Here is a 22,046-nt window from a genome sequence, read left to right as displayed (position 1 = left end):
TTCTACACTCCTGTTCGATTGATCAATGTGTCTAACATTTCAGAAACGACCGATAATATGCGGGCATTGGCCTGAAATCCTTGTTGGAAACGAATCACATCTGACATTTCTTCATTTAATGAAACACCGGACACCGATTGATTTTTGTATTCTAGTTGATTCAGCAGCGACAATTGGGCACTGACCGTATTGTCGGCTTGCTGTTTTGAGATCCCGTTTTTGGTGACGATGCTGTTAAAATAACTGCTGACACTCATGCCGGATGCTGCATTAGCAAACGTCAATGTCTCAGAATCAAAAGAAGCGATCGTCTTTTCTGACAACGGGAAATCCAATTTGGCACTGCTGAGTTTGGCCATTGCAGCAGCTCTTGAACCATCTCCTGCTGCATTGCTCGTTCCGCCGGTCACCAGACTTGGGTTATCTAACAGTGCTTGGCTGACCCGAATCGTCGTCGCTGTGCCGGTATCATCTTGGCCGATCTCAAATAGTCCGCTTGTACGAGAAGCGCCGCCGGTAAAGACCATGTTCATGGCTTGCGCGATCGTCGTCGTAAAGTTGTTCAATTCCGTCAAGCGACTGCCGATTTCACTAGATGATGCTTGCAGGCCACCGATCGCCCCTTCTTTGATCGGCAATTCTGTATAGGCGGTGTCGCCATTGTCGGTGGTTTTCGTCAACAAGACGGTTCCAGCTGGATAAGACCCCGTGATGGTTTCGGCAGGATTCAAGGCGTTGCCGTCTTTGGAAACTAAGGCGCCTGTGTCGCTTTGTCCCACCACCACACTAAGGGTATTGCGTTCCTCCGCACTTAAAATCGTCTGTCCGCTCATAGATACAAACCCACGGCCATATTGATCGGTCTTGGTTTCGATCCCTGCTAGACCCGAGAGATCTTTCAACAGACTGTCTCGACGATCTAAGAGATCATTGGGTGTTTCACCACTTGTCGTCAACCCATAGATTTGTTCATTCAAGGATTGCAGCTGCTTGACCTTCTCATTGAAGTCCAGCGCGGATTTTTCGATGGTATCCAGCGTGTCGCTTTGCAGCTGCGTCATTTGTTTGCCCATTTGGTTGATGGTATCGGCAAACGTACTGCTGTTTTCCAGCACAAGGGTCTTAGACGTATCCAGTTCAGGATTGTTGGCTAATGCGGTCCAAGAATCAAACATCGTTGCCAGCTGTTTGGACAGTCCGTTGTCGGAAGGCTCATTCATTAAACTTTCCAGCTGTCCTAATATGTCTGCTTTTTGTTCATAATATGTATAGGTAGAATTGGCATTGCGTACTTGTCCAATGACAAAATCATCGACGATCCGTTCGACACTGCCGACTTTCACACCCATACCGATGCTGCCGACACCCGCTAGATGGTAAGACGCTTCGGCTTGCAAGTTGACTCGTTGTCTTGAGTAGCCGTCTGTATTGGTATTTGCAATGTTGTGGCTGCTGGTTTGCAACGCTGCTTGATTGGCGGTCATGCCCCGGGTTGCGGTGCCTAATGAACCGAATAGTCCTGTCATAGTAGTACTCCTTACATTTTTTGATCGATGATCGCTGTTGAGACTGCTTGTTTTTCTTGGTATTTCGAATACGTATTTGCCGGTGTCTTGATATTTTCTTTGACTGCATCCATCAAAACGGTTTGGAAACTAATGGCTTGTTCCGTCAGCAGGAGATTCTCGGCTTGCTGCACTTGGATCTGGCGGATGAGTTCTTTGATCGCCACTGAAAGAGTTCCTTCATACGTGGAAAAAACGGGTACGAAGGCGGTTTTTTTCTCGACGAGTTCTGGTAATTTTTCTGCTTGATTTTTGATCAAGCAGGTCTTTTCTTTTTGCAGCAACCGCAAGAACTGCTGTAGCTGACGCTCAAATTCCCGTTCTGTCATCTAGTCGACCTGCTTTTCATCTTGCTGCAGCATTTTATCGGCGATTGTTTCGGCAGATATTTGGTAGGTGCCTTCTTTGATCGCTCGTTTCAATTCTGCCACTCGTTCACTGCGACTGGCTGTTTGATTGGCACTCTTTTGAATGGCTTGAGCTGTTTCGGACAATTGAACATCGACGGTTTTTTCTGTCTGAGCAGCAGTTGGCTTTTCTTGTTTGACCGCTTCACGTTTGATAGCCTTGTCGCTGTATTCTGCGTAACCTCTTTCGATTTTCATAGGTTCTCCTCCGTTCTCATTCTTCTACCCTCTACTATCGGTCAAATCACAAAAAAGTTAAACCCATATGTTTAACTTTTTGCGATTTCTTCAAATTAATGCAAATTGTGGATGCGTTGTTTTTGCGAAAGAATGTTGGTGATCCGTACGCCGAAGTTTTCATTGATGACCACGACTTCCCCAGTGGCGATCAGTTTGCCGTTCAACAAAATCTCTAGCGGTTCATCCGTCAGTTTTTCCAGTTCGATGACGGACCCTGTATTGAAAGATAAAATGTCCTTAATGGTTTTTTTGCTGCGGCCTAACACGACACTTAGATCCAGTGGCACATCAAGAATCAAGTCCAAATTATCCCCATCGCTCACCCCGCTAGAGGCCAATGTTTGAAACGCCGGTTTGCTGACTTCAACGGGTTTTGATGTAGCCGCCGGTTCAGGGGTAGGCGCAGCAACGGGTGCCGTTGGCTGCGGTGTTGGTGTTTCTCGAGTAACGACAGTCGCTTCATCGGACAGCATCGCACTGGCGATATCGTTAACCACCGGATCCGTAAAGATCTGCATGATTTTGCTTTCGATCAGACCTTCGACGCGCAAAGAAAATGAGATACAATAAATCTCTTCCTCTGCCTCGATCCCGCTATACTCAATGTTTTCTGGTGTCTCCCATAGTTTGACGATCGGCGGTAAGATATCCACTTTACGGCTGATCATCGTCGCCATCGAAGTCGAGGCAGTCCCAATCATTTGGTTCATGGCTTCTGCCACAGCACTTAGCTCTAATTCCGTGAATTGGGTGTTGCTGGTTTCACCGGTTCCCCCCATCATCAAATCAGCGATCACGATGGCATCTTTGACTTCTAACAGCATCAAATTACTGCCTAAAAGGCCTTCTTTAAATTCAACTGTCGTTGCTACTTTTGGTGCAACGAGGTCGTTTAAGATCTCACCAAATTTGATTTTAGACACCCGGGGAGTCGTGATGCTGACCCGACGATCAAGAATGGAAGACAACGTCGTCGCCGCTTGCGACATGGAGATATTGCCAACTTCGCCGATAATGTCGACTTTGACTTGCTCTTCTAATCCTTGCGGCTGGGTTGGGGCACTTTGATTCAACAATGCATCGATTTCTGCTTGGGATAAACGTTCACTCATAGTTCTTGCTCCTCTTCTAACTTGTCTAATAATTCAATGGCTAAATGGTCCTCTTGCTTCCCAGGTTTTGCTCGGAAGTAAGGTTTTCCATCGATGAAGGTCTCTAATGGTTCAGTAATTTTTTTGTCTAGTTTGATGACATCGCCTTCTTCTAAGTGGAGAAACTCAGAAAGACTCATTTGAGCATGGCCCAGCAGAACTTCTAGATTCAATCCGACCCCATTCAAACTTTTTTGCAACTCGCGGCTATCGTCTTGGTTGACTGGCTGATTGCTATCAAACCAATTGCGGAAACTTAATTTATCAATGATCCCTTCAAAGAAGACATAGGGGATACATAGATTGATAAAATGTTTCACTTCAAAAATTTTGATAGTAAAGGTCACTAACACGACGGGTTCGTTGGGCGACATGTTTTGCATCAATTGCGGATTCGTATCGATTCCATCCAAAACCGAATCCAAGGCAACGATGTCCTTCCAAACATTTTGGTAGACCCGTACAAATTGTGCTACTACTTCTTCCAAGATCGCTGTTTCAATATCAGTAAAACTTTTTTTCTCGCTAAAATCCATTTCGATCGGCTTGTTTTGATAAACATCCAATCCGCCGCACAACAACTCCACCAACATCATACACAGTTGTGGGTTCATCTCGATCATTTGGATCCCGCTCAAAGGCTGCGAATGAAAGAGCCCCAACAAAGTAAATTTTGGTATCGAATGGATAAATTCGTCATAACTGACTTGTTCGATAGCTGCCAACTGCAAAGAAACATTGGTCCGCAGTTGGGTAGAAAGCATGCTGCTGCTCATCTTCGAGAAATCCTCGAAGATCATGTGCAGGGTATTGACGTATTCTTTCGACAGCTTTGTTGGTCGGCGAAAATCGTAGGCTTTCACTTTGGCTTGTTTGTCTTCTATCTCAATAATTTCTTGATCGATCTCTCCGCTGCTCATCGCATTCAACAATAAATCAATCTCTTGCTGCGTCAATACCTGATCCACACTAATCCCCCATTTTTTTAAAAAATCATGTGATCGATTTGAATCACACTGGCTACTTTTTCACCGATCGTCACGACCCCAACGGCATGTTCTGTCTCTTGATTGCTTAGTTGGATATCGTCTTCGGTGATATCAAGAACTTCAATTACTTCTTCTACGAGGACCCCTTTGGTCTCCTCTTGCTTCTTCATGATCAATATGTTTTTTTCGTAGGCTGGTTCCATGATGGGAATCAATTTTGCCAAACGAATCACCGTTACGACAGACCCCCGCAGATTGATCAACCCTTCCACCCACTCTGGTGCTAAGGGCACCTTCGTAAAAGAAGGGGCATCAATGACCTCGTCCACCGAGTCCGCCGAGATCAAATAGTACTGCTGAGCCATTTTGAAAAGAATCATCTGCATGTCGCTATCCTCCTAGGCATTAGGCAAAGGCTTTGTCGATGGCAGTGATTACGCGGTCCGTGTCAAAGGGCTTCACGATAAAGTCCACCGCACCGGCGCGAATCGCATCCATCACCATTCCTTGTTGTCCCATGGCACTGCACATTACGACTTTGGCCTGCGCATCAAACGTGCGGATCATTTTTAATGCCTCTAAGCCATCCACTTCTGGCATCGTGATATCCATAGTCACTAAGTCTGGTGTCGTTGCTTGGTATTTTTCAAAAGCCTCTTGGCCATTTTGGGCTTCCCCCACGACTTCATAGCCGTTTTTTTCTAAAATATCCTTTAATTTCATGCGCATAAATACCGCATCATCCACGATCAATACTTTTTTTGACATTGTATTTGCCCCTTTCAAATTCCTAATGAATCAAATATGTTTTCTAGTACACCGATTTCTGGAATCAAAAATAACGATGCCTCTAATGTTTCTTTGGCGTAGACGAACTCATTACGAATCACCATCACCTGCTCATCATACTGGGCCATCGCCAGATAGATGGAGCTGATCGCTGCGCCAAAGAAATCATAGCTGGCGCTTGGTAAAGACGCACTCAGCTGAGTTTCCAATAGTTGGCCGATCGCGATCAAAAAAGAATTGGTAAGAATGTTAGTCAACTCGTTGATGACCGATTGCTTCAATTCTTCAGACGGATCGATTTCTTGGATCATCAACTGACGCAATTTTGCGGCGGATTCATCCGTTAAGACAAACAAGAAGATCCCTCGAAACGCCCCTTCGATCTGGCTCATCACCACATGAACTTCTTTGTCTTCCGCCATGATCTGCTGATACAGGTCCTCATACGCTAGAATCTCGACTTCCGGTACCCGCATATCGATCGGTTGTTGGACGAGCTTTGATAAACTCGTCGCAGCGTGACCACCGCCGATATTGATCAGTTCTTTTAGGCCATCGATTTGCAGCGCTGTATAACTCATAAGCGGTCATCCTTTTTTTCCTGACAGATGGCATGAATGTCTAAGATCAGTGCAATCGAGCCGTTACCCATAATCGTTGCTCCTTGATAGCGATTCAGCTTTTGCAGCAGCGGATCGATTTTCTTGATGACGATTTCTTGCTGGCCGATCAGTTCATCTGCCAAAATGCCGTGAAATTGCTGGTCATTGTTGACGATGATGGCGAATTTTTTCTCAGATGGATCGCCTTCGATCGCTAAGAGTTGATCGGTCCGAACCAAGGGAATCAACTCCTCTTGAAAACGATAGACCTCATCCGAGACCGTCTGGATGATCTCTTCTTCTTTGACCATCACCACGCGTTCGACGAGATTTAATGGGATCGCAAAGGTTTCTGCTCCGACGCGAACCATCAACGCTTGAATGATCGACAGAGTCAATGGCAATTTGATCACAAACTGCGTGCCTTTATTTGGCTGACTCTTCATTTCGATCGTGCCCCCTAGTTGGGTGATCTTCGATTGCACGGCATCCATCCCGACACCGCGCCCTGAAATGTTGGTCACTTCTTGCGCCGTTGAAAAACCAGGATGGAAAATCAGCTGCTGCAACGCTTCATCGGAAAGACCTTCCGTTGCTAAGCCTTTCTTTTCAGCACTTGCTTTGATTACTTGCGGATCAAGGCCTTTGCCATCATCCTCTAAAGTAATGATCACGCGATTGCCTTCTTGGTAGGCCGCCAAGCGAATCGTGCCCTTGCGCGGTTTGCCCAGTTTTTCCCGAACATCGGGTGCTTCGATGCCGTGATCGACAGAATTACGCAATAGATGGACCAGAGGTTCACTCAACTCAGAAACCACTGTTTTATCCAATTCCGTTTCTTCCCCAAAAATGACAAGTTCCATCTCCTTTTGCAGTTCATTGGATAAGTCCCGAACCATTCGCGGAAAGCGACTAAAGACGACATTGACTTGCTGCATGCGGATCCGCAAGACCAAATCTTGCAGCTCAGAGGTCAATCGTGAAACTTGCTCTAAGGGGTCTTTGACTGCTTCGATGTTTTCCCGCTCACTGACATCTTCTAATTGATTGCGATAGACCACTAATTCGGACACGAGATCTAAGAATGAATCTAAGCGATTCAAGTCGACTCGGATCGATTGATTTTGGGCGGACGCATGATGCGCGGGCGCCGGCGATTTTTCTTTCGTTTCTGTTGTCGCTTGCTGAAGAGCAGAAGTCTCTGACTCTTGGGTCGGCACTGGTTGAAGCAGCTCTTCTGCCTCCTCCAACACAGCAGCTGAAGGATCAAACGGTGCCACCACGAAGGCTTCGATCTCACTATTGCTAGCGATGTTTTGCTCGACATCAGCCAGTGTTTGCTGCGTCAAATACAGCAGTGAAAAATCTGATTCAAAGGTGCCTTCTTCGAGTGTTTGGGCATCTGGTTCTGTATAAAGAACATCCCCTGCTTGGCCCAGCTTTTCCATGATCAAGAAGGCACGAGCACCTTTTAACATGGATTGGGCATCTAAGCGAACAGCAATTTGGACCGCTTGATAGCCATCTCCAGCCGCTTGTTCGATCACATACAGATCAGAAGGATCGATCTGTTGAAGCTGTGGGGTTAACGCGCCCACTGCGGTGGGTTTTTGACTTGCTTCTGTCTCGGTTGGTAGGCCGCCAGAATGTTCTGTTTGGTCAAGTTCGGCCAATAAATCGGCAATTTGAGCTGGCTGCAGGTCACGTTCTTCCCGCAGATCCTCCACAAGTTCTGACAGACGATCTAGACATTTGAAAATCAATGAGATCGATTGCTGGGTCACTTGCAAGGTCCCTGTTTTAAATAACTCAAAAATATTTTCCATTTTATGGGTCAGCTGCGTCATGACGTCATAGCCCATCGTTGCCGCCATCCCTTTAAGGGTATGGGCAGAACGGAAAATATCATTCAGCAAGGCGCTATCTTTTGGATCGTTTTCCAATTGCAAGACATGATCATTCAACTGTGCTAAATGATCGTCTGTTTCTTCAAAGAAAAGGGTACGATAGACACTATTGTCATCCAAATGGGTCCCTCCTTTACAAAATTATACTTTTTGATAGATAAACGAATCGATTTTCTTGAGACCGAATTGTTCCGCAAAATTGATCGTTTCTGTCGCTCCCGTAAACAAAATGCCCCCTGGCACCAATGCATCGCTGAATTTTTGATAGACGGCATCCCGAGCATCACTTTTGAAATAAATCGTCACATTGCGGCAAACGATCACATCAAAAGGCCCATTGTACGGGTCTTTCAAAAGATCGTGTTGCTTAAAATGAACCCGCCGTTTGATTTCTGGTTTGATCTGAAACTGGTTCTTTTCTTTTGCATCAAAAAAACGGGTACGTTCTGCCGCTGAGACATTCCGCAATTCGTGGTCTCGATAGAGTCCTTGCTTGGCTTTTGCCAAAATTTGCGTATCGATATCGGTAGCCAAGACATTGGCTGCGGCAATTTGGTTTTTTTCTAGCAGCATCGCGATCGTATAGGGCTCTGCCCCAATCGAACATGCGGCACTCCAAATTTTGGGCAGCGTAGTTTTCGGGAGAACAATGGTTTTCAAGACGCGTTCAAAGGCGTCAAACAGTTCTTTGTTGCGATAAAATTCCGTTACGTTAATGGTGATATGGGCTAAAAAAGCCGCCCGCACCCCGTCATCGCCTTCGATCAATTGCTGGTATTCCCTCAACGTTTTTGCCCCGCTGTTTTCCATGATCGTAAGGATGCGGCGCTGCATTTGATTTTCTTTGTATGCGGCTAAGGGAATCCCTAATCGGCGATCCACCCACGCATTAAATAAGGCAAATTCTTCTTCCATCTTCTTCACCTGACCATCTGTGCAATTTTTGCTTCAATGCCCTGCAATGGCAGGACTTCATCCACGACTCCTTGTTCAATGGCATACCGCGGCATCCCAAAGACTGTACACGTTTCTTTGTCTTGAACGATCGTATAGCCCCCAGCCGCTTGGATCTGTCGTAAGCCAGCGGTGCCGTCTTTTCCCATCCCCGTCAAAACCACTGCCGCTAGTTGCGGGCCATAGTAGTCAGCTGCTGAGGAAAAAAGATAATCGACGGTTGGCCGCGTCCCATGCCGTTTTTCTCGCTGGTCCAGCTGCAGGTGCCCTTGTTGGACGGTCATGTGGTAATCCCCTGGACAAAGATACACTTGATTTTCGATCCGCATGCCGTCGACTGCTTCTTGTACTCGAACGGTTGTCTCTGTGTCTAAGCGTTTTGCAAAGGAAGCCGTGAAGCCCGCAGGCATATGCTGAACAATCAAAATGGGACAACGCAAACGCGCAGGCAAACGGCGGATTATCCCCAGCAAGGCACGCGGTCCGCCTGTTGAAGCACCAATGACTAGCGCATCAAGTGATACCGGCAAGCTGTTTTGCGTCAGCTTAGTGGGCTGGGCAATCGTTGGCATCAGGGTTTCAACCGTGCCGGCTTCATGATCCATCGCCAAAATCTTTTGATGAAATTCAGCGATCCATTCTTTTTCGATCATCGATAGACTGACCGGTTTTTCGACAAAATCTCGGGCGCCTAGCGCCAATGCCTCAATCGTGGTTTCTTGATTGGTTAATGAACTAAGCATGATGACGGGAATGGCTGATTGCTGTTTCATCCTCCGCAAGGTCTCTAATCCATTCATCACAGGCATCTCCACATCCATTACTACCAAATCGATCGCTTCTTTGGTCAGATAGTCCAATGCTTGTTTGCCATTGCGGGCAGCGACGGTCACTTCGATATCAGGCAGCTGATTCAATAAATCTGTCACTACTTTCCGCATGAATGCCGAATCATCGACGATCATTACTTTTTTCATATCCCTGTACTCCTTTTACAAATAAACGATTTCTTGTTTGACTTGCCGAACCATGGTCTTGAAATCCTGAAGATCTACGATCATCGTTCGACCAGCGCTGCCGCCAACATGTTTGGCTACGATCGGAATGTTTAGCCGAGCCAAGACTTCCTCGACGGCTTCAATATTGCGCTGACCAATGTTGCTGGCAGCGTTAAGCGTCTGGAACTGAAACATATTGGCGCCGCCAACGATTTTCGCTTGAAAGCGAGGCCGACGGATCTTTTGTTCCAGCTCAGCCACCATCGCTGGCAATGCCAAATCCGCAAACTTCTCGGGCTTGATTTCCCGCTTGTGCAAAAAAGGCTGACTATCTGGCAGCATAATATGACTCAAGCCGCCGATATGACTCGCTTCATCGTAAATGATCGTGCCGATGCAAGAACCTAAACCCACCGTGATCAAACGCGTTGGCGCTTGGGCGATCTTATACTCCGAGATCCCCACATGCAGTTCCTCATTCACGGTCATCATTGTCATCGTCATTGGCGGCTGCCAATTCCTCTGTCTGATAGGCGTCTAACTCAGCCGTCATCTCAGCGGCTTGTTCATAGCTAAAAAGAAACGGCAGCTCCAATGCCAGCACAAGTTCATCGTCTTTTTTCAGAAAGGCTTCGATATAGTTTTGCTTGAGTCCTGACGTATTTAATTCCGCATTGCTAGGACTTTCAATTAGCGGTAAAATGCCGACGATCTCTTCCACGTATAGGCCGATCGCCTGCTCTTGCCAGTGACACAACAAGACCACATTTTGCCCAGTTTCCGGTGTAAATTCATCAAACAGCTTTTTGCGGATGTCAATGATCGGCACCATCGCCTCTTCAAAAGGCTGGATCCCCAGCACGAAATCTGCCACTTCTGGCAGCTGTGTAAAAGGAGCAGCCTCAATGACCCGTACCACATAGTCGATACGCAAGGCAAAGAGTTGTTGATGACTTTTAAATACAACGTATTGTTCCATTGGCGTCACTGCTCCTTTTAGAATTTGAAACTATCCACTTGGAATTTAAGGATAGTGGCGATCGTTTCGATCTCTTGCACATTCCGTTCAAAGTCTTCGATGACTAAGTAGAAGTCTTCTAAGTTTGCCGTTACTTCTTGGGTGCCGGCAGAGGTTTCCGAAACAGCAGCCGAAATGTTGCTGACGGAAACTTGAACCATGTCTTTTTTCTCAACGATCCCGGTAATATGGGCTTCCACGGCTTGAATACTTGAAACCAATTTTTCGACAATATCAGAGATCTCATTGGCTGACTCGATCGCTTTGTTGATATTGTTGGTTTGTTTTTCGCCGCTTTCAAAGGAATCCGTCACTGCAGAGACCACTTTTTCCGATTTTTTGCGGATCGTTTCAATGATCGAACGAATGCTTTTCGTTGATTGACTGCTTTGTTCCGCCAAGCTGCGGACTTCTTCCGCAACGATGGCAAACCCTCGGCCCGCTTCTCCAGCTCGAGCTGCTTCGATGGATGCATTCAATGCCAGTAAGTTGGTCTGATCAGAAATGTCATTGATCAGCTGAACGATCTTACCGATGCTTTGGACATCTTCGTTCATGTCGTTCATGCTTTCTACTAATTCTGCTTGGTTTTGCCGTTCGATCTCCCAGCTTTCAAATACATGGAACATCATTTCTGAATTGTGGACATTGCTGCTTTGGGATTGACCCACATAGCCATTCATCAATTCGATCTCTTTGTGGATCTCTTCGATACTTAAGGCTAGCTCGTCCATATCAAAGGAGGTTTGTTCCGCTTCGGAGGCTTGTGAACTAGTGGCATCTGCGATGGCATTCATCGTCTGACGCACATTTTCAATTGAATTTTTGGCATTTTTTGAGGTTGTCGTTAGGCCGCCTACCATTTTTTCCATTCGGCTGCTTTCTTCGTGCATACCAACGATCACCGCTTTGAAGGTGTTTAAAACCCCTTGAAAACGATTTTGAACTTGCCCAAAAAGAGAAGTCTGGTCGCTGCTGCCGATCTCATCGATATGCGACAGATCGCCAGAACCGACTGCTTCTAGTTCTGTCAATAACGTATCCATGCCCGAATGGGTCTCTTTTTTTACCAAATAGGTCATTCCTACTAACACTGCGATTTCTAGCAGCAGTACGATTACTGAAAAAATAAAGAAACTTTTTGCTGCTTGTCCGTCTCCGTGGGTGCGGATCACGAAGAAATAGCATCCTAATAATACGATCAGGGTAAATCCTAGCGGAATCAACGCCGCCAAGCGGATTTTTTTGATGATAGCTTGTACCTTCTTCTTCATAACAGTATCCTTTCCTATGCAAAATGATCAGTCGTGCTGTTTATCAAGATTCGCTCTTCACTTGATAATCGTTGGGTCACTCCTTCTTTATCCGATTATGAAAACAATCTTCTAGTTCTTTAATCGGATCTTTTGCTAGAAAAGTTAAGCATCTTCACCAGACATATGTATCTTTTGGATCAGCAAAGCGCGTATAGCCGCCTTGATATTCATCACGAACCAAGCGACCGTTTTGCAGCTCGACTACCCGATTACGGACCGTATTGACCATCGTGCTGTCGTGGGTCGCCAAGAGGATCGTGGCACCGACTTGATTGATCCGCAAGAGTAGTTTCATGACTTCAACGGCTGATTTCGCATCCAGATTGGCGGTGGGCTCATCGGCGATCAAGACTGCTGGCTCTGTGACGATCGCCCGCGCGATCGCTACTTTTTTGCGCTGTCCCACGGAAAGCTCTTCAGGATAGTGATCCTTTTGAGGAAACATACCCACCAGTTGCAGTGCTTTGGCGGTTTTTTCCTGACGCAGCTTACGGGGAGTGCCTAGTACTTGCAGCGCATAGTCAACGTTTTTGGCAACCGTCAGATAAGGAAGCAAAAGGTCTTCTTGTCCGACGATACCGACTTGTCGTCGAATCATATAGAGATGACGGTCTTTGAGTTGTTCCAACAAGACATTGCCGACTTGGATAGAACCGGCCGAAAGCTCTTCTTCTTTCAAGAGCAATTTGAATAATGTCGATTTGCCGGCACCACTGGGACCCACCACATAGATAAATTCTCCTTGAGGGATCGCAACAGAAATATCGGCCAATGCCAACGTACCATTGCTGAATTTTTTACTGACCTTGGTTAAGCGAATCATGTTCTTTCTCCTCTAATCTGTAAAACGATTGATCACGGACCACATCTCATCAGCAGTCTGCATGGCTTTCGTATTCAATCCATACGCACGCTGGGTCGTTAACAAGTCTGTCATGGACGTCGCTAGATCCACCGTCGACTGTTCTAACTGTCCTTGCAAGACGCTGCCAAAGGCTGCTGGATTGGTTTGCGAAGTAAGCAACGCTTGATCACCGGCACGGTACAGTTGGTTGCCCACTGGCGTGATGTTTTCTGTATTCGTCGGCTGATAAAGGGTCAGCTGCCCCAACACGCGAGTCTGACCATTTTCTTCCGTCGTCAGCTGACCGCTGGCATCTATTGCGATTTGCTGCGCATCTGGCCACTGAGGGGTTGGTACGTTTGTGGTCATTGCCACAGGGTACCCTTCACTATTGACTAATTGCTTGTTCTCACTTAAATGAAAATTGCCTGCTCGACTCAGCAGCAATTGACCAGTTTGGTCCCGGACCCCGAAAAAGCCGTTGCCTTGGATCGCGAGATCTAATGGCTGAGCAGTGCCCGCCAGATTGCCTTGGGCAAAACTGGTAGTCGTAGTCGCTTTTGCCCCCATTGACGCACCATATTGGGCGGCGTTGCCATTAAATAGCGTTTCTTCTGCACCGATGGCATTTTCCATCAATGCTTGAAAATGGGTCGTTTGTGCTTGATAGCCATTGGTATTGACGTTGGCAATATTGTTGGCTGTCGTGTCTAAGTTTGTCTGCAAATGATTCAACCCAGAACGGCTGATTCCTAATAATCCACTGATATTCATTGACTCATCCTCAAATCTTTCCTAATTCGTTGACCGCTTTTTGCAATGTCTGATTCGTTGAACTCAAGACTTTCTGATTGGCTTCAAATTCCCGAGAAGTCTGGATCATCGCCACCATTTCATCGGCAACCGCTACATTGGCTTGTTCTAAGGCACCTTGTTGGATCACTGGTGCATTCACAGTGGTTCCTGCTGCGTTGCTAGTCACGTAGTTTTGACCAGCTGTAGTCAATGCTTCTTGGGGGAATGTTTGGATCTGAAAGTTCGCTGGTCCTAAGGCGCTGACTGCTTGTCCATTGGCACCCAAGACAAGATAGCCTTCTTGTGTCACGTATTGATTCTGCTGATTGACAGTAAAGTCGCCATTTCTCGTATACAACCGCTGACCCGCATTGTTTTGAACGACAAAGTAGCCTTCGGAAAGCAGTGCAAAATCACTGGCTTGTCCCGTCTGTTTGACAGCACCTTGGTCTTGACTGATCGTACTGCCTGCCAATTGGGTCCCTAAAGACAACCCACCGATATCGCGACGAGTATCCGCATTGGGCCCGCTTTGGTAATTATGCAGCGCCACTTCATCTAGCGCCGACTGGAACAAGGTTTTTGCTTGATACCCTGTTGTATTGACATTGGCAATATTGCCGCTCGTCGTCTCTTGTCGCTTTTGTAATAATGAAATGTTCCGTGATAAGACATCCAATCCTCGAATCATGCCAGTTCCTCCTCAATCAATGTGCGCAATTTGGCAATCGTTTTGCCGTGAATTTGTGAAACTCGTGGAATCGAGACTTCTAAGATTTCAGCGATTTCTTTTAACGTCAGTTCCTCGGTATAGTACAAACTTAAAATCAATTGTTCTCGTTCCCCTAATTTTTTGATGCACGCCACCAAGGCGGTGCGTTTTTCTTCAGCGACCAAGGTATCTTCGACATTTTCGGCTGGATCCCGAACCATATCTTTTAAGGTCATGCCTTCTTCTTGGTAAGCAAACAAGGTATCTTCCAAAGAGACGCTGGCTAAGTAGTGCAGACTCTCATAAATATCCGCTAATTGACTTTGGTTGATTCCCAGCTGTTTGCAGATCTCGGTGTCGGTCGCTTCTCTTTTGAGGCTTTGCTCCAACTCTTGCCGTGCTTGATAAAACTGATTGACTGCCGCCATTTTGTATCGGGAGATTTTGGCGTGCTTGCGTACTTCATCAATAATTGCCCCTTTGATACGAATCGCTGCATAGCTTTCAAAAGGAACTTTTTTTGAGGGATCGAATTTCCGCAAGGCATCCATCAGCCCAATCACCCCAATATTGTAGAGATCGCCTGATTCATAATCGGCGGTTTTGATAGACAGGCGCTGAACCACCCGTTCCACTAGCGGCAGATACTTGATGATCTCCGCTTCTCGATCGACTTCATACATCGGCGATGCCCCTTCCTAAGAAAATTCTGCTTAAATGTCAATACTGCCCACCGTTTCGATCGCAATTTCATTGGGAATCTCATTCAGAGAAAGAACGGCGATATCTGGAAAATTAAAAACGATCATTTTTTTGAATGCTAACCGGATCTTAGGCGATGCCAGAATCACGAAATTGATATTTTGAGCGATCGCCGCATGTTGGATCCCACTGATGGAATCCAACAGCTTGGTCACGGTATCTGGTTTTAAGACCGGGTACGAGCCAGTTGCGGTTTTTTGGATACTTTGAGCGATGATTTCTTCTAGTTTCGGCTGGATCACCGCCACTTGCAGCTCGTGGTTCTCATTGGCATACTTGGCAGCGATCGTCCGTTTCAGTGCTTGGCGAACATATTCTGTCAAAACTTCTACGTCTTTCGTGACAACGCCGTAATCGGCTAAGGTTTCTAAGATCGTTGCTAAGTCATTGATGGGAATTTGTTCATCCAATAAATTTTGTAAAACTTTTTGGACCTCGCCGAGCCGCAAAATATCGGGGATCAATTCATCAATCACGACATTGTACTGCTCTTTGATACCCTCCAATAATTTCTTGACTTCTTGGCGACCTAACAGCTCTGGTGCATGGGCATAGATGATTTCTTTTAAGTGTGTTGCGATCACGGTCAACGGCTCGATAATCGTAAACCCTTGCAGATCCGCCATCTCCTTATCGGATTCATCGATCCACATAGCATCCAGATGAAAGGCTGGTTCTTTTGTTGTGATTCCTTGAAAAGGAAATGGCTCTTCATTCGGGCTGATCACCATGACTTTGTTCGGGTAAATATCGCCGCGGCCGACTTCGTTGCCGCGGATCTTGATCACGTAATCATTGGCATCCAAATAGAGATTGTCGCGAATACGAACGGGACTGACTAAGATCCCTAATTCTCTGGCACTCTGTTTACGGATCGCCACGATGCGGTTCATCAAGCTGTTGTCGATCGAACTATCCACGATAGGGATCAAACCATAACCGATTTCCACTGAGATTGGTTCCACTTGGAAGGAAGCCACGGAATCGTCTTCTTCCTGTGCTTCTTTTTTGCGTTCCAGTGCCAGTTTTTGTTCCCATTGTTTTTGTTCCACTCGCTGCTTTTCTTCTTTTTGCGTCACCAGAAAGCTGGCTGCGAAAAGGCCTAAGCCAATCAACACAAAAGGCACAAAAGGAAACCCGGGAACTAAGGCTAAAACGAAGAGAATCGCCCCCACGATCCGAAACAGTTGGGGATTACGCATCACATCTGCCGCAATATCCAAACCAAAGGAACTATCGTTATCGGAACGAGTCACGATCACCCCAGAAGCAATCGAAATCAGTAAAGAGGGAATCGAGCTGACCAAGCCATCCCCGATCGCCAGTTTCCCGAATTGGGCGAAGGCTTCCATGACGGTCATTTGTCCGCCCATGGAGAAAATGATCGCCCCACCAACTAAATTGATGACAGTGATCAAGATCCCTGCGATCGCATCTCCTTTGACAAACTTGCTGGCACCATCCATCGAACCAAAGAAATCAGCTTCTCGCTGCAGATCTTTTCGTCGTTTGCGGGCATCCGCTTCTGTGATCAAACCGGCATTTAGGTCGGAATCGATCGCCATTTGCTTGCCAGGCATCGCATCCAATGTGAATCGAGCAGTCACCTCTGAGACACGCCCTGCACCATTGGTCACGACGACTAGCTGAACCACCATGATGATCACGAACAAAATGATCCCCACGATATAATTGCTGCCGGCAACGACATTGGCAAAGGCATCGATCACGTGTCCGCCATTTCCTTGGGTCAAGATCAAACGAGTGGAAGATAGGTTCAAACCTAAACGAAACATCGTTGTGATCAGCAGCAAGGTTGGAAACGTAGTGAATTCCAACACTGATTTGGTAAACAGGGTGATCAGTAAAATGTTGATCGCAATCGTCAAATTGATAATGATCAAAATATCTAATAATGCACTCGGTAATGGAATAATAATCAAACCAATAATAGCTAGGACGATCACCGAGATTAAGATATCCGCCAGACCAATGCCTTTTTTCGGTTTTGAGGCAGCCTCATTCATTTTTGTTCCTCCTGTTTCCTTAAATCTTGCCGCGTTGGCTTTCTTCTAACTGATAGACCAAAGCGATGATTTCGGCAATGGCTTCATACATTTCAACAGGGATCAGATCCCCGGGTTCTACTTGACGATAAAGGGCCCGTGCCACTTCACGGTTTTCGATCTGTGGGATATTTTCTTTCAGGGCTTCTGCTTTCATCCGCTGCGCCAGCTGATCTGCCCCTTTGGCCAAGACCCGAGGCACCCCTTCACTGCTGGCATCGTAACGAATCGCAATGGCGAAATGGGTCGGATTGGTGATCAAAACCGTCGCTTCTTTGACGTTGGCGATGGCATTTTGGGTCATCGCACGGTACTTCGCTTTGCGCTGTGCTTTGACTTGCGGATCACCTTCCATTTGCTTGAACTCTTCTTTGACTTCCTGCTTGCTCATCATCAAGTTCTTACGATGGCTATAGCGCTGGTAGCCATAGTCGACTACGGCTAAAATGATCAAGAAAATCGAAATCTGTAAAAACAATTCTTTGGCCCGCAGCAGCATGAACAGGATCGTTTTTTCCAACCCCACTTCACTCAAACCCAGTAAAACAGGGACGGCGGCTAAAAATTGTTGATAGCACAAGTAGACGATCACGCCGAATTTCGCCAATGTTTTGCCTAAATTCATCAACGAGCGCAAACTGAATTGCTGCTTGATCCCGCTGATGGGGTTCAGCTTTTTAAAGTCTGGTTTGACGGCCTTGCCAGAAAACAACAGACCAACTTGGGCATAATTCGTGATAAGCCCGACTCCGAGCGCGACCAGAAAGACGGGCGCACACAACAAAAGCAGCAGCAAGATACTCTGCACCCCCAGTTTCGGCAGATCCGCCAAACTGGTTTGATAATCAGCCAGCTGCGCCAAACTTCGGGAAAAATAAGGCAAAAAAGAAGCGGCGAAAAACTGCCATAAAGACAGGATCAAAAACGAGAAGACCAATAGCGAAACAGCTGCTGCTAATTCCTGGGTCTTAGGGACCTCCCCGCGTTTGCGGGCATCCCGCAGCCGCTTGGCACTAGGTAGTTCGGTTTTGCCATCTTTTTCTGCCATCTTCTCACCTCCTGCTGGCTACCTGTTACTTTATTGAAAGGACTCGATAAACTCCTGCAAATAGCGGACCGTATCTGGCAAGTGTTTGCCTAAGTACGAAAGAACATTGGGTAGTAGCAAGAGAAACACCACAAAACTGATGGCGGTTTTCATCGAAAGACTCATCATCAAAATATTGATCTGGGGAATCGACCGAGAAATCACACCTAGCACCAGGTCCACCAACAGCAGCGCAATGATCATTGGTGCCGCAAGATTGACTGCCATCACCATCATTTGGCTGAAAAGTTTGACGATGCCTTCAACCGTCGTGCCTTGGATCACCACAGAGCCTAAGGGCACGATCCGAAAAGACAACAGCAGTGCTGTGATCAGTCGATGATGCAGATCAAGACCAAAAAACACAGCTATCGTCAGCCAATAGTACGTTTTGCCATACTGGGAAGAGGCGATTTGCAACGTCGGATCATAGGCTTGCGCCATCGAAAAGCCTACTTGAAAGTCGATCAATTGGCCCGCAATTTCCACACCGGTAAAGACCAGCTGGCTCAAATAGCCCATCGCCATCCCAAACAGTACTTCTTTGATGACGAAAACCGTCAGCATAAAGAGGGAAAGCTCGGGAATCGCAGGTGCCGTCGGCAGACATAGGACCGTCAACGCCATGCCGATCACGATTTTTGCCAGTGACGGAAAATTTTGCTGTGAGAAGATCGGACAAAGGACAACAAACGCCAATATTCGACAAAAAATCAACACCGTCGCTTGAATCGGCGCCATCAGGTTTCCTCCTTACATTGCCGCAATCATCTTGAAAATCATTTTGGTAAAATTCAACAAGAGATTCAGCATAAAATTCCCCGCCAAGATCAAGGTCAAAAAAATCGCTAATAGTTTCGGCACAAAGCTCAACGTTTGTTCTTGGATTTGGGTAGTAGCTTGAAAAATACTGATCACCAATCCAACGAGCATGCCGACCAATAAGGCAGGGCCAGATATCGCTAAAATTCGAAGAAAGGCTTCCCTTAGCACATCAAGTACCATTTCTACTGTCATTTCCTCTTGGCTCCTTTCTTAGCGGCTATTGAAAGCTCTTGATCAGCGACTCCACGATCAGATACCAGCCATCCACTAAAACAAATAGTAAGATCTTGAAGGGCAGTGAGATCATGATCGGCGACAGCATCATCATCCCCATCGACATCAAGATACTGGAGACGACCAGATCAATGATCAAAAAGGGGATAAAAATCAAAAAGCCGATACTGAAAGCCGTTCGTAACTCACTGATAATAAACGCCGGTACCATAACGGTCAGAGGAACATCGTCAGAAGAATGATACTTTTCGGTCTCCCCATCAGCTTCCGCAAACAAGGCAATGTCTTTTTCCCGTGTCTGTACCATCATAAAGGCCTTGATCCGTTTTTCTGAGCGGTCAAAGGCTTCGGCTTGGCTGATCTCTTGTCGATCAAACGGTTCGATCGCTTGCTGATAGACGTCGGTATACACAGGTTTCATAATAAAAAATGTCAAGAATAAGGCCAACCCGATCAACACTTGATTGGGCGGGTTTTGCTGTGTACCTAACGAACTGCGCACAAAGGATAAAACCATGATGATACGAGTAAAAGAAGTCATCATGATCAGCAAGACTGGTAAAAGGGAAAGCAGCGTCAGCAACAAGAAAGTATTGATCGTATCACTTGAGCCATTCCCATTCGACAATAAATTGTTGATGGTGGAACTGACGTCTTCCGTGTCTAACGCAAACGCTGTCTGCGGAAGCATCAGACTGCTGAAAAGGACCGCAGCCATGATCTTGATATCTCTGCCTTTGATCTTCATTTTTGCTTGCCTCGTTTTCCAGCAATTTCCGCCTTGGCTTTGTTTAGCCATTCAGAAAAATCTTTGCCAGCTTGCACTTGGGTGCTTTCTAGGCTTTGCTGTAAAAAAGCGGCCGTTTCTTCTTGCGTCAACTCTTTGATGATCTGATTTTGCTGTTCAGAAAAGCTCATGACGTAACATTTGTCCATGATTTGGACGATCCCGATCGAAGACGACTTGCTGACGGCGATTTTTTGCAAAATACGCAACTGGTGATTGTGCTGGTTCGTGTAACGATTCAAATATTTCAAACTAATGTTGATCAAATAAAGAATAAGCAGCAAAAACCCAATCATTTTGACCAGCGATAAAAATGTTTCCATCAACATGCCTCTTTCTATTGGATCACTAAATCCGTCACATAAACATCCTTGGCGATTTCTGATCCGTATTCCTGATTAATTGTTTCTTTCAATGCTTTTTTTAAATTCGGTACACTTTCGGCGGAGCTCAAAATACCGCTGGCCTTTTGTTGGCGCAATAAGTTTACGACGCTGTCACGAATGACAGCCACATTTTTCGTGGCTTCCGCGCTTTTTTCCTCATCCGCCACTAAAATCGATAAATTGACCTTCATGTATTGCTGCTCTTGGTTGCCTTCTTTTGCCAGATTGACTAAAAATTCATCCAATGCCACGATCGCTTCGTCTGAGGAGATTTTGCTGCTGTCTTTTGCTGTTTCAGCAACTGCTGTTTTTTCTCCCGTCAAAAAGTGATTCGTCACTAAGGTTCCGCCGATACTGCCGCCGACTACCACGATCAAGAGGATCGGCAGTAAAACAACCATGTTCAAGCCTTTTTTCTCTTTTTCTGCTTTTGGTACTTTTTCTTCTTTTGCCATCTTTCCCACCCTTACGTTTTCACTTGGTTCGAATGGATCACCGTATGATACTCGATCACCCGCTGCGCAACTTCTTGCGCAGCTTCCGTCACCACTAAGGTTTTGCCGTCTGTCAGTGTGATCAATGTATCCGGCATTTCTTCGATCCGATAAATCAATGTTGGATTTAAATAGAATGGCTTGCCATTCAATGCGGTCACTAGAATCATGGTCAAACTCCTCTCAATGATGAAGCGTCACGTTCTTAACGTTTTAGATTCAATAATTCTTGCAGCATTTCATCAGAAGTCGTAATACTTCTTGAATTTGCTTGATAGGCACGGCTCGCAATGATCATTTCGGTAAATTCTGTCGAAAGATCGACATTCGACATTTCCAAGGCACCTGCTTGCAGCGTTCCCGCTCCATTATTGCCGGGGCCTGCAACGATCGCATTTCCTGAGTTGCTGGTTTGGATATAGTTGTTGCCGCCGACTTTTTCTAAGCCTTCTGGGTTATTGAAGGTTGCGACACCGACTTTTCCCATCACAAAGGTTTGATTGCCGTATTTTGCCAACACTAAGCCATTGGCATCGATTGCCATGGAGTTATAGGTCAAGGTTTCCCCATTGACGGTCAGTGTGCTTGGAATCGACAAGGGAGATACCGCACCTTGTCTGCTCAATGCCGTGTTTTCATCAAAGTTGTCATCATAGACAACTGGTTGACCGCCATTGACTGAACGACCTAAGACTTGCATCCCATCACTATTGGTCAAGGTTCCGTTGCTGTCGCGAACAAATGCGCCATCTCGTGTGTAATAGGTTTCGCCATTTGCTCCTGGTCCTTGTACCATAAAGTAGCCTTGTCCGCTGATATAAAAATCCATGCTGCGACCAGTCGATTGCGGGGCACCGACTGTATTGATGGTATCGATGGAGCCCGTCTGAACCCCTAAACCGATCTGCGTTGCATTGATCCCGCCTAAGCCGTTGCCTGGTGCAGTTGCGTTAGACATCGTTTGGCTCATCATGTCTTGGAAAAGGACTCGACTTGATTTGAACCCGACCGTATTGACGTTGGCGATATTATTTGAAACCACGTCCATTTTCGTTTGAAGATTTTTCATTCCACTGACACCTGAATATAATGATCGTAACATGCTTATTTTCCTCCTT

27 protein-coding genes are annotated in these 22,046 nt (G+C 46.3%); all 27 read right to left on the bottom strand.

Features of this window, described 5'->3' with window-relative positions:
• Positions 1 to 2: 2 nt before the first annotated feature.
• Positions 3 to 1,526 carry a flagellar hook-associated protein FlgK gene (gene flgK / locus IGI94_RS00670; RefSeq protein ID WP_016619540.1) on the bottom strand — a complete coding sequence of 508 codons (1,524 nt, stop codon included), beginning with the start codon at positions 1,524 to 1,526 and terminating at the stop codon, positions 3 to 5.
• A gap of 11 nt (positions 1,527 to 1,537) precedes the next feature.
• Positions 1,538 to 1,894, bottom strand: a complete 357-nt coding sequence (locus IGI94_RS00665; RefSeq protein WP_016609029.1) for a hypothetical protein — start codon at positions 1,892 to 1,894, stop codon at positions 1,538 to 1,540.
• Positions 1,895 to 2,170: a flagellar biosynthesis anti-sigma factor FlgM gene (gene flgM, locus IGI94_RS00660; protein WP_016619539.1), complete on the bottom strand. Its 276-nt coding sequence runs from the start codon at positions 2,168 to 2,170 to the stop codon at positions 1,895 to 1,897.
• Positions 2,171 to 2,265: 95 nt separating this feature from the next.
• Positions 2,266 to 3,324 carry a flagellar motor switch phosphatase FliY gene (gene fliY, locus IGI94_RS00655; protein WP_008376584.1) on the bottom strand — a complete coding sequence of 353 codons (1,059 nt, stop codon included), beginning with the start codon at positions 3,322 to 3,324 and terminating at the stop codon, positions 2,266 to 2,268.
• Positions 3,321 to 4,331, bottom strand: a complete 1,011-nt coding sequence (gene fliM / locus IGI94_RS00650; RefSeq protein WP_008376586.1) for a flagellar motor switch protein FliM — start codon at positions 4,329 to 4,331, stop codon at positions 3,321 to 3,323. The genes fliY and fliM overlap by 4 nt, the downstream gene beginning before the upstream one ends.
• A 17-nt stretch (positions 4,332 to 4,348) precedes the next feature.
• Complete coding sequence (locus tag IGI94_RS00645; protein ID WP_005226635.1) at positions 4,349 to 4,738, bottom strand: chemotaxis protein CheW; 390 nt, start codon at positions 4,736 to 4,738, stop codon at positions 4,349 to 4,351.
• A 19-nt stretch (positions 4,739 to 4,757) separates the two neighbouring features.
• Positions 4,758 to 5,120, bottom strand: a complete 363-nt coding sequence (locus IGI94_RS00640; protein WP_003129084.1) for a response regulator — start codon at positions 5,118 to 5,120, stop codon at positions 4,758 to 4,760.
• A gap of 14 nt (positions 5,121 to 5,134) precedes the next feature.
• On the bottom strand, positions 5,135 to 5,722 hold the full coding sequence (locus tag IGI94_RS00635) for a chemotaxis protein CheC (protein WP_008376598.1): 588 nt from the start codon (positions 5,720 to 5,722) through the stop codon (positions 5,135 to 5,137).
• Positions 5,719 to 7,770: a chemotaxis protein CheA gene (locus IGI94_RS00630; protein WP_086316748.1), complete on the bottom strand. Its 2,052-nt coding sequence runs from the start codon at positions 7,768 to 7,770 to the stop codon at positions 5,719 to 5,721. The genes IGI94_RS00635 and IGI94_RS00630 overlap by 4 nt, the downstream gene beginning before the upstream one ends.
• A 21-nt stretch (positions 7,771 to 7,791) precedes the next feature.
• Positions 7,792 to 8,565, bottom strand: a complete 774-nt coding sequence (locus tag IGI94_RS00625; RefSeq protein ID WP_005226631.1) for a CheR family methyltransferase — start codon at positions 8,563 to 8,565, stop codon at positions 7,792 to 7,794.
• Between the two features lie 5 nt (positions 8,566 to 8,570).
• On the bottom strand, positions 8,571 to 9,581 hold the full coding sequence (gene cheB / locus IGI94_RS00620) for a chemotaxis-specific protein-glutamate methyltransferase CheB (RefSeq protein ID WP_429947278.1): 1,011 nt from the start codon (positions 9,579 to 9,581) through the stop codon (positions 8,571 to 8,573).
• A 15-nt stretch (positions 9,582 to 9,596) separates the two neighbouring features.
• On the bottom strand, positions 9,597 to 10,106 hold the full coding sequence (locus IGI94_RS00615; RefSeq protein ID WP_005226629.1) for a chemotaxis protein CheD: 510 nt from the start codon (positions 10,104 to 10,106) through the stop codon (positions 9,597 to 9,599).
• Positions 10,078 to 10,581 carry a chemotaxis protein CheW gene (locus IGI94_RS00610; RefSeq protein ID WP_061053559.1) on the bottom strand — a complete coding sequence of 168 codons (504 nt, stop codon included), beginning with the start codon at positions 10,579 to 10,581 and terminating at the stop codon, positions 10,078 to 10,080. Before IGI94_RS00610 ends, IGI94_RS00615 begins: the two co-directional genes overlap by 29 nt.
• A gap of 17 nt (positions 10,582 to 10,598) precedes the next feature.
• A complete protein-coding gene (locus IGI94_RS00605) occupies positions 10,599 to 11,894 on the bottom strand; it encodes a methyl-accepting chemotaxis protein (protein WP_005226627.1) in 1,296 nt (431 codons plus the stop codon).
• A 154-nt stretch (positions 11,895 to 12,048) separates the two neighbouring features.
• Entirely contained in the window at positions 12,049 to 12,759 is a 711-nt protein-coding gene (locus IGI94_RS00600) for a cell division ATP-binding protein FtsE (protein WP_005232774.1), read from the bottom strand.
• 12 nt (positions 12,760 to 12,771) lie between these two features.
• Positions 12,772 to 13,554, bottom strand: coding sequence for a flagellar hook-basal body protein (locus tag IGI94_RS00595; RefSeq protein ID WP_005226625.1), 783 nt, complete (start codon positions 13,552 to 13,554; stop codon positions 12,772 to 12,774).
• A gap of 10 nt (positions 13,555 to 13,564) precedes the next feature.
• Positions 13,565 to 14,266 carry a flagellar hook-basal body protein gene (locus IGI94_RS00590; RefSeq protein ID WP_077453119.1) on the bottom strand — a complete coding sequence of 234 codons (702 nt, stop codon included), beginning with the start codon at positions 14,264 to 14,266 and terminating at the stop codon, positions 13,565 to 13,567.
• Complete coding sequence (locus tag IGI94_RS00585; RefSeq protein WP_015508736.1) at positions 14,263 to 14,970, bottom strand: sigma-70 family RNA polymerase sigma factor; 708 nt, start codon at positions 14,968 to 14,970, stop codon at positions 14,263 to 14,265. The genes IGI94_RS00590 and IGI94_RS00585 overlap by 4 nt, the downstream gene beginning before the upstream one ends.
• A 30-nt stretch (positions 14,971 to 15,000) precedes the next feature.
• Positions 15,001 to 17,076, bottom strand: coding sequence for a flagellar biosynthesis protein FlhA (gene flhA / locus IGI94_RS00580; RefSeq protein ID WP_005226622.1), 2,076 nt, complete (start codon positions 17,074 to 17,076; stop codon positions 15,001 to 15,003).
• Between the two features lie 19 nt (positions 17,077 to 17,095).
• Positions 17,096 to 18,163: an EscU/YscU/HrcU family type III secretion system export apparatus switch protein gene (locus tag IGI94_RS00575; RefSeq protein WP_005226621.1), complete on the bottom strand. Its 1,068-nt coding sequence runs from the start codon at positions 18,161 to 18,163 to the stop codon at positions 17,096 to 17,098.
• Positions 18,164 to 18,193: 30 nt separating this feature from the next.
• Positions 18,194 to 18,943: a flagellar biosynthetic protein FliR gene (gene fliR / locus IGI94_RS00570; protein ID WP_005232781.1), complete on the bottom strand. Its 750-nt coding sequence runs from the start codon at positions 18,941 to 18,943 to the stop codon at positions 18,194 to 18,196.
• Between the two features lie 12 nt (positions 18,944 to 18,955).
• Complete coding sequence (fliQ, locus tag IGI94_RS00565; RefSeq protein WP_005226613.1) at positions 18,956 to 19,219, bottom strand: flagellar biosynthesis protein FliQ; 264 nt, start codon at positions 19,217 to 19,219, stop codon at positions 18,956 to 18,958.
• Between the two features lie 25 nt (positions 19,220 to 19,244).
• Positions 19,245 to 20,009 carry a flagellar type III secretion system pore protein FliP gene (fliP, locus tag IGI94_RS00560; protein ID WP_005232783.1) on the bottom strand — a complete coding sequence of 255 codons (765 nt, stop codon included), beginning with the start codon at positions 20,007 to 20,009 and terminating at the stop codon, positions 19,245 to 19,247.
• Complete coding sequence (locus IGI94_RS00555) at positions 20,006 to 20,371, bottom strand: flagellar biosynthetic protein FliO (RefSeq protein WP_008376622.1); 366 nt, start codon at positions 20,369 to 20,371, stop codon at positions 20,006 to 20,008. Before IGI94_RS00555 ends, fliP begins: the two co-directional genes overlap by 4 nt.
• 14 nt (positions 20,372 to 20,385) lie before the next feature.
• Complete coding sequence (locus IGI94_RS00550) at positions 20,386 to 20,889, bottom strand: flagellar basal body-associated FliL family protein (protein ID WP_430599785.1); 504 nt, start codon at positions 20,887 to 20,889, stop codon at positions 20,386 to 20,388.
• 11 nt (positions 20,890 to 20,900) lie between these two features.
• Complete coding sequence (locus tag IGI94_RS00545) at positions 20,901 to 21,098, bottom strand: flagellar FlbD family protein (RefSeq protein WP_005226609.1); 198 nt, start codon at positions 21,096 to 21,098, stop codon at positions 20,901 to 20,903.
• A 35-nt stretch (positions 21,099 to 21,133) separates the two neighbouring features.
• A complete protein-coding gene (locus IGI94_RS00540; RefSeq protein ID WP_034872091.1) occupies positions 21,134 to 22,030 on the bottom strand; it encodes a flagellar hook-basal body complex protein in 897 nt (298 codons plus the stop codon).
• Between the last annotated feature and the right edge of the window lie 16 nt (positions 22,031 to 22,046).

Origin of the sequence: Enterococcus sp. AZ149 (assembly GCF_051714285.1) — a bacterium.
GTDB classification, from domain to species: Bacteria; Bacillota; Bacilli; order Lactobacillales; family Enterococcaceae; genus Enterococcus_D; species Enterococcus_D entomosocium.
The sequence above is the reverse complement of the archived record's forward strand: the minus strand, read 5'-3'. Positions and strand labels throughout refer to the sequence as shown.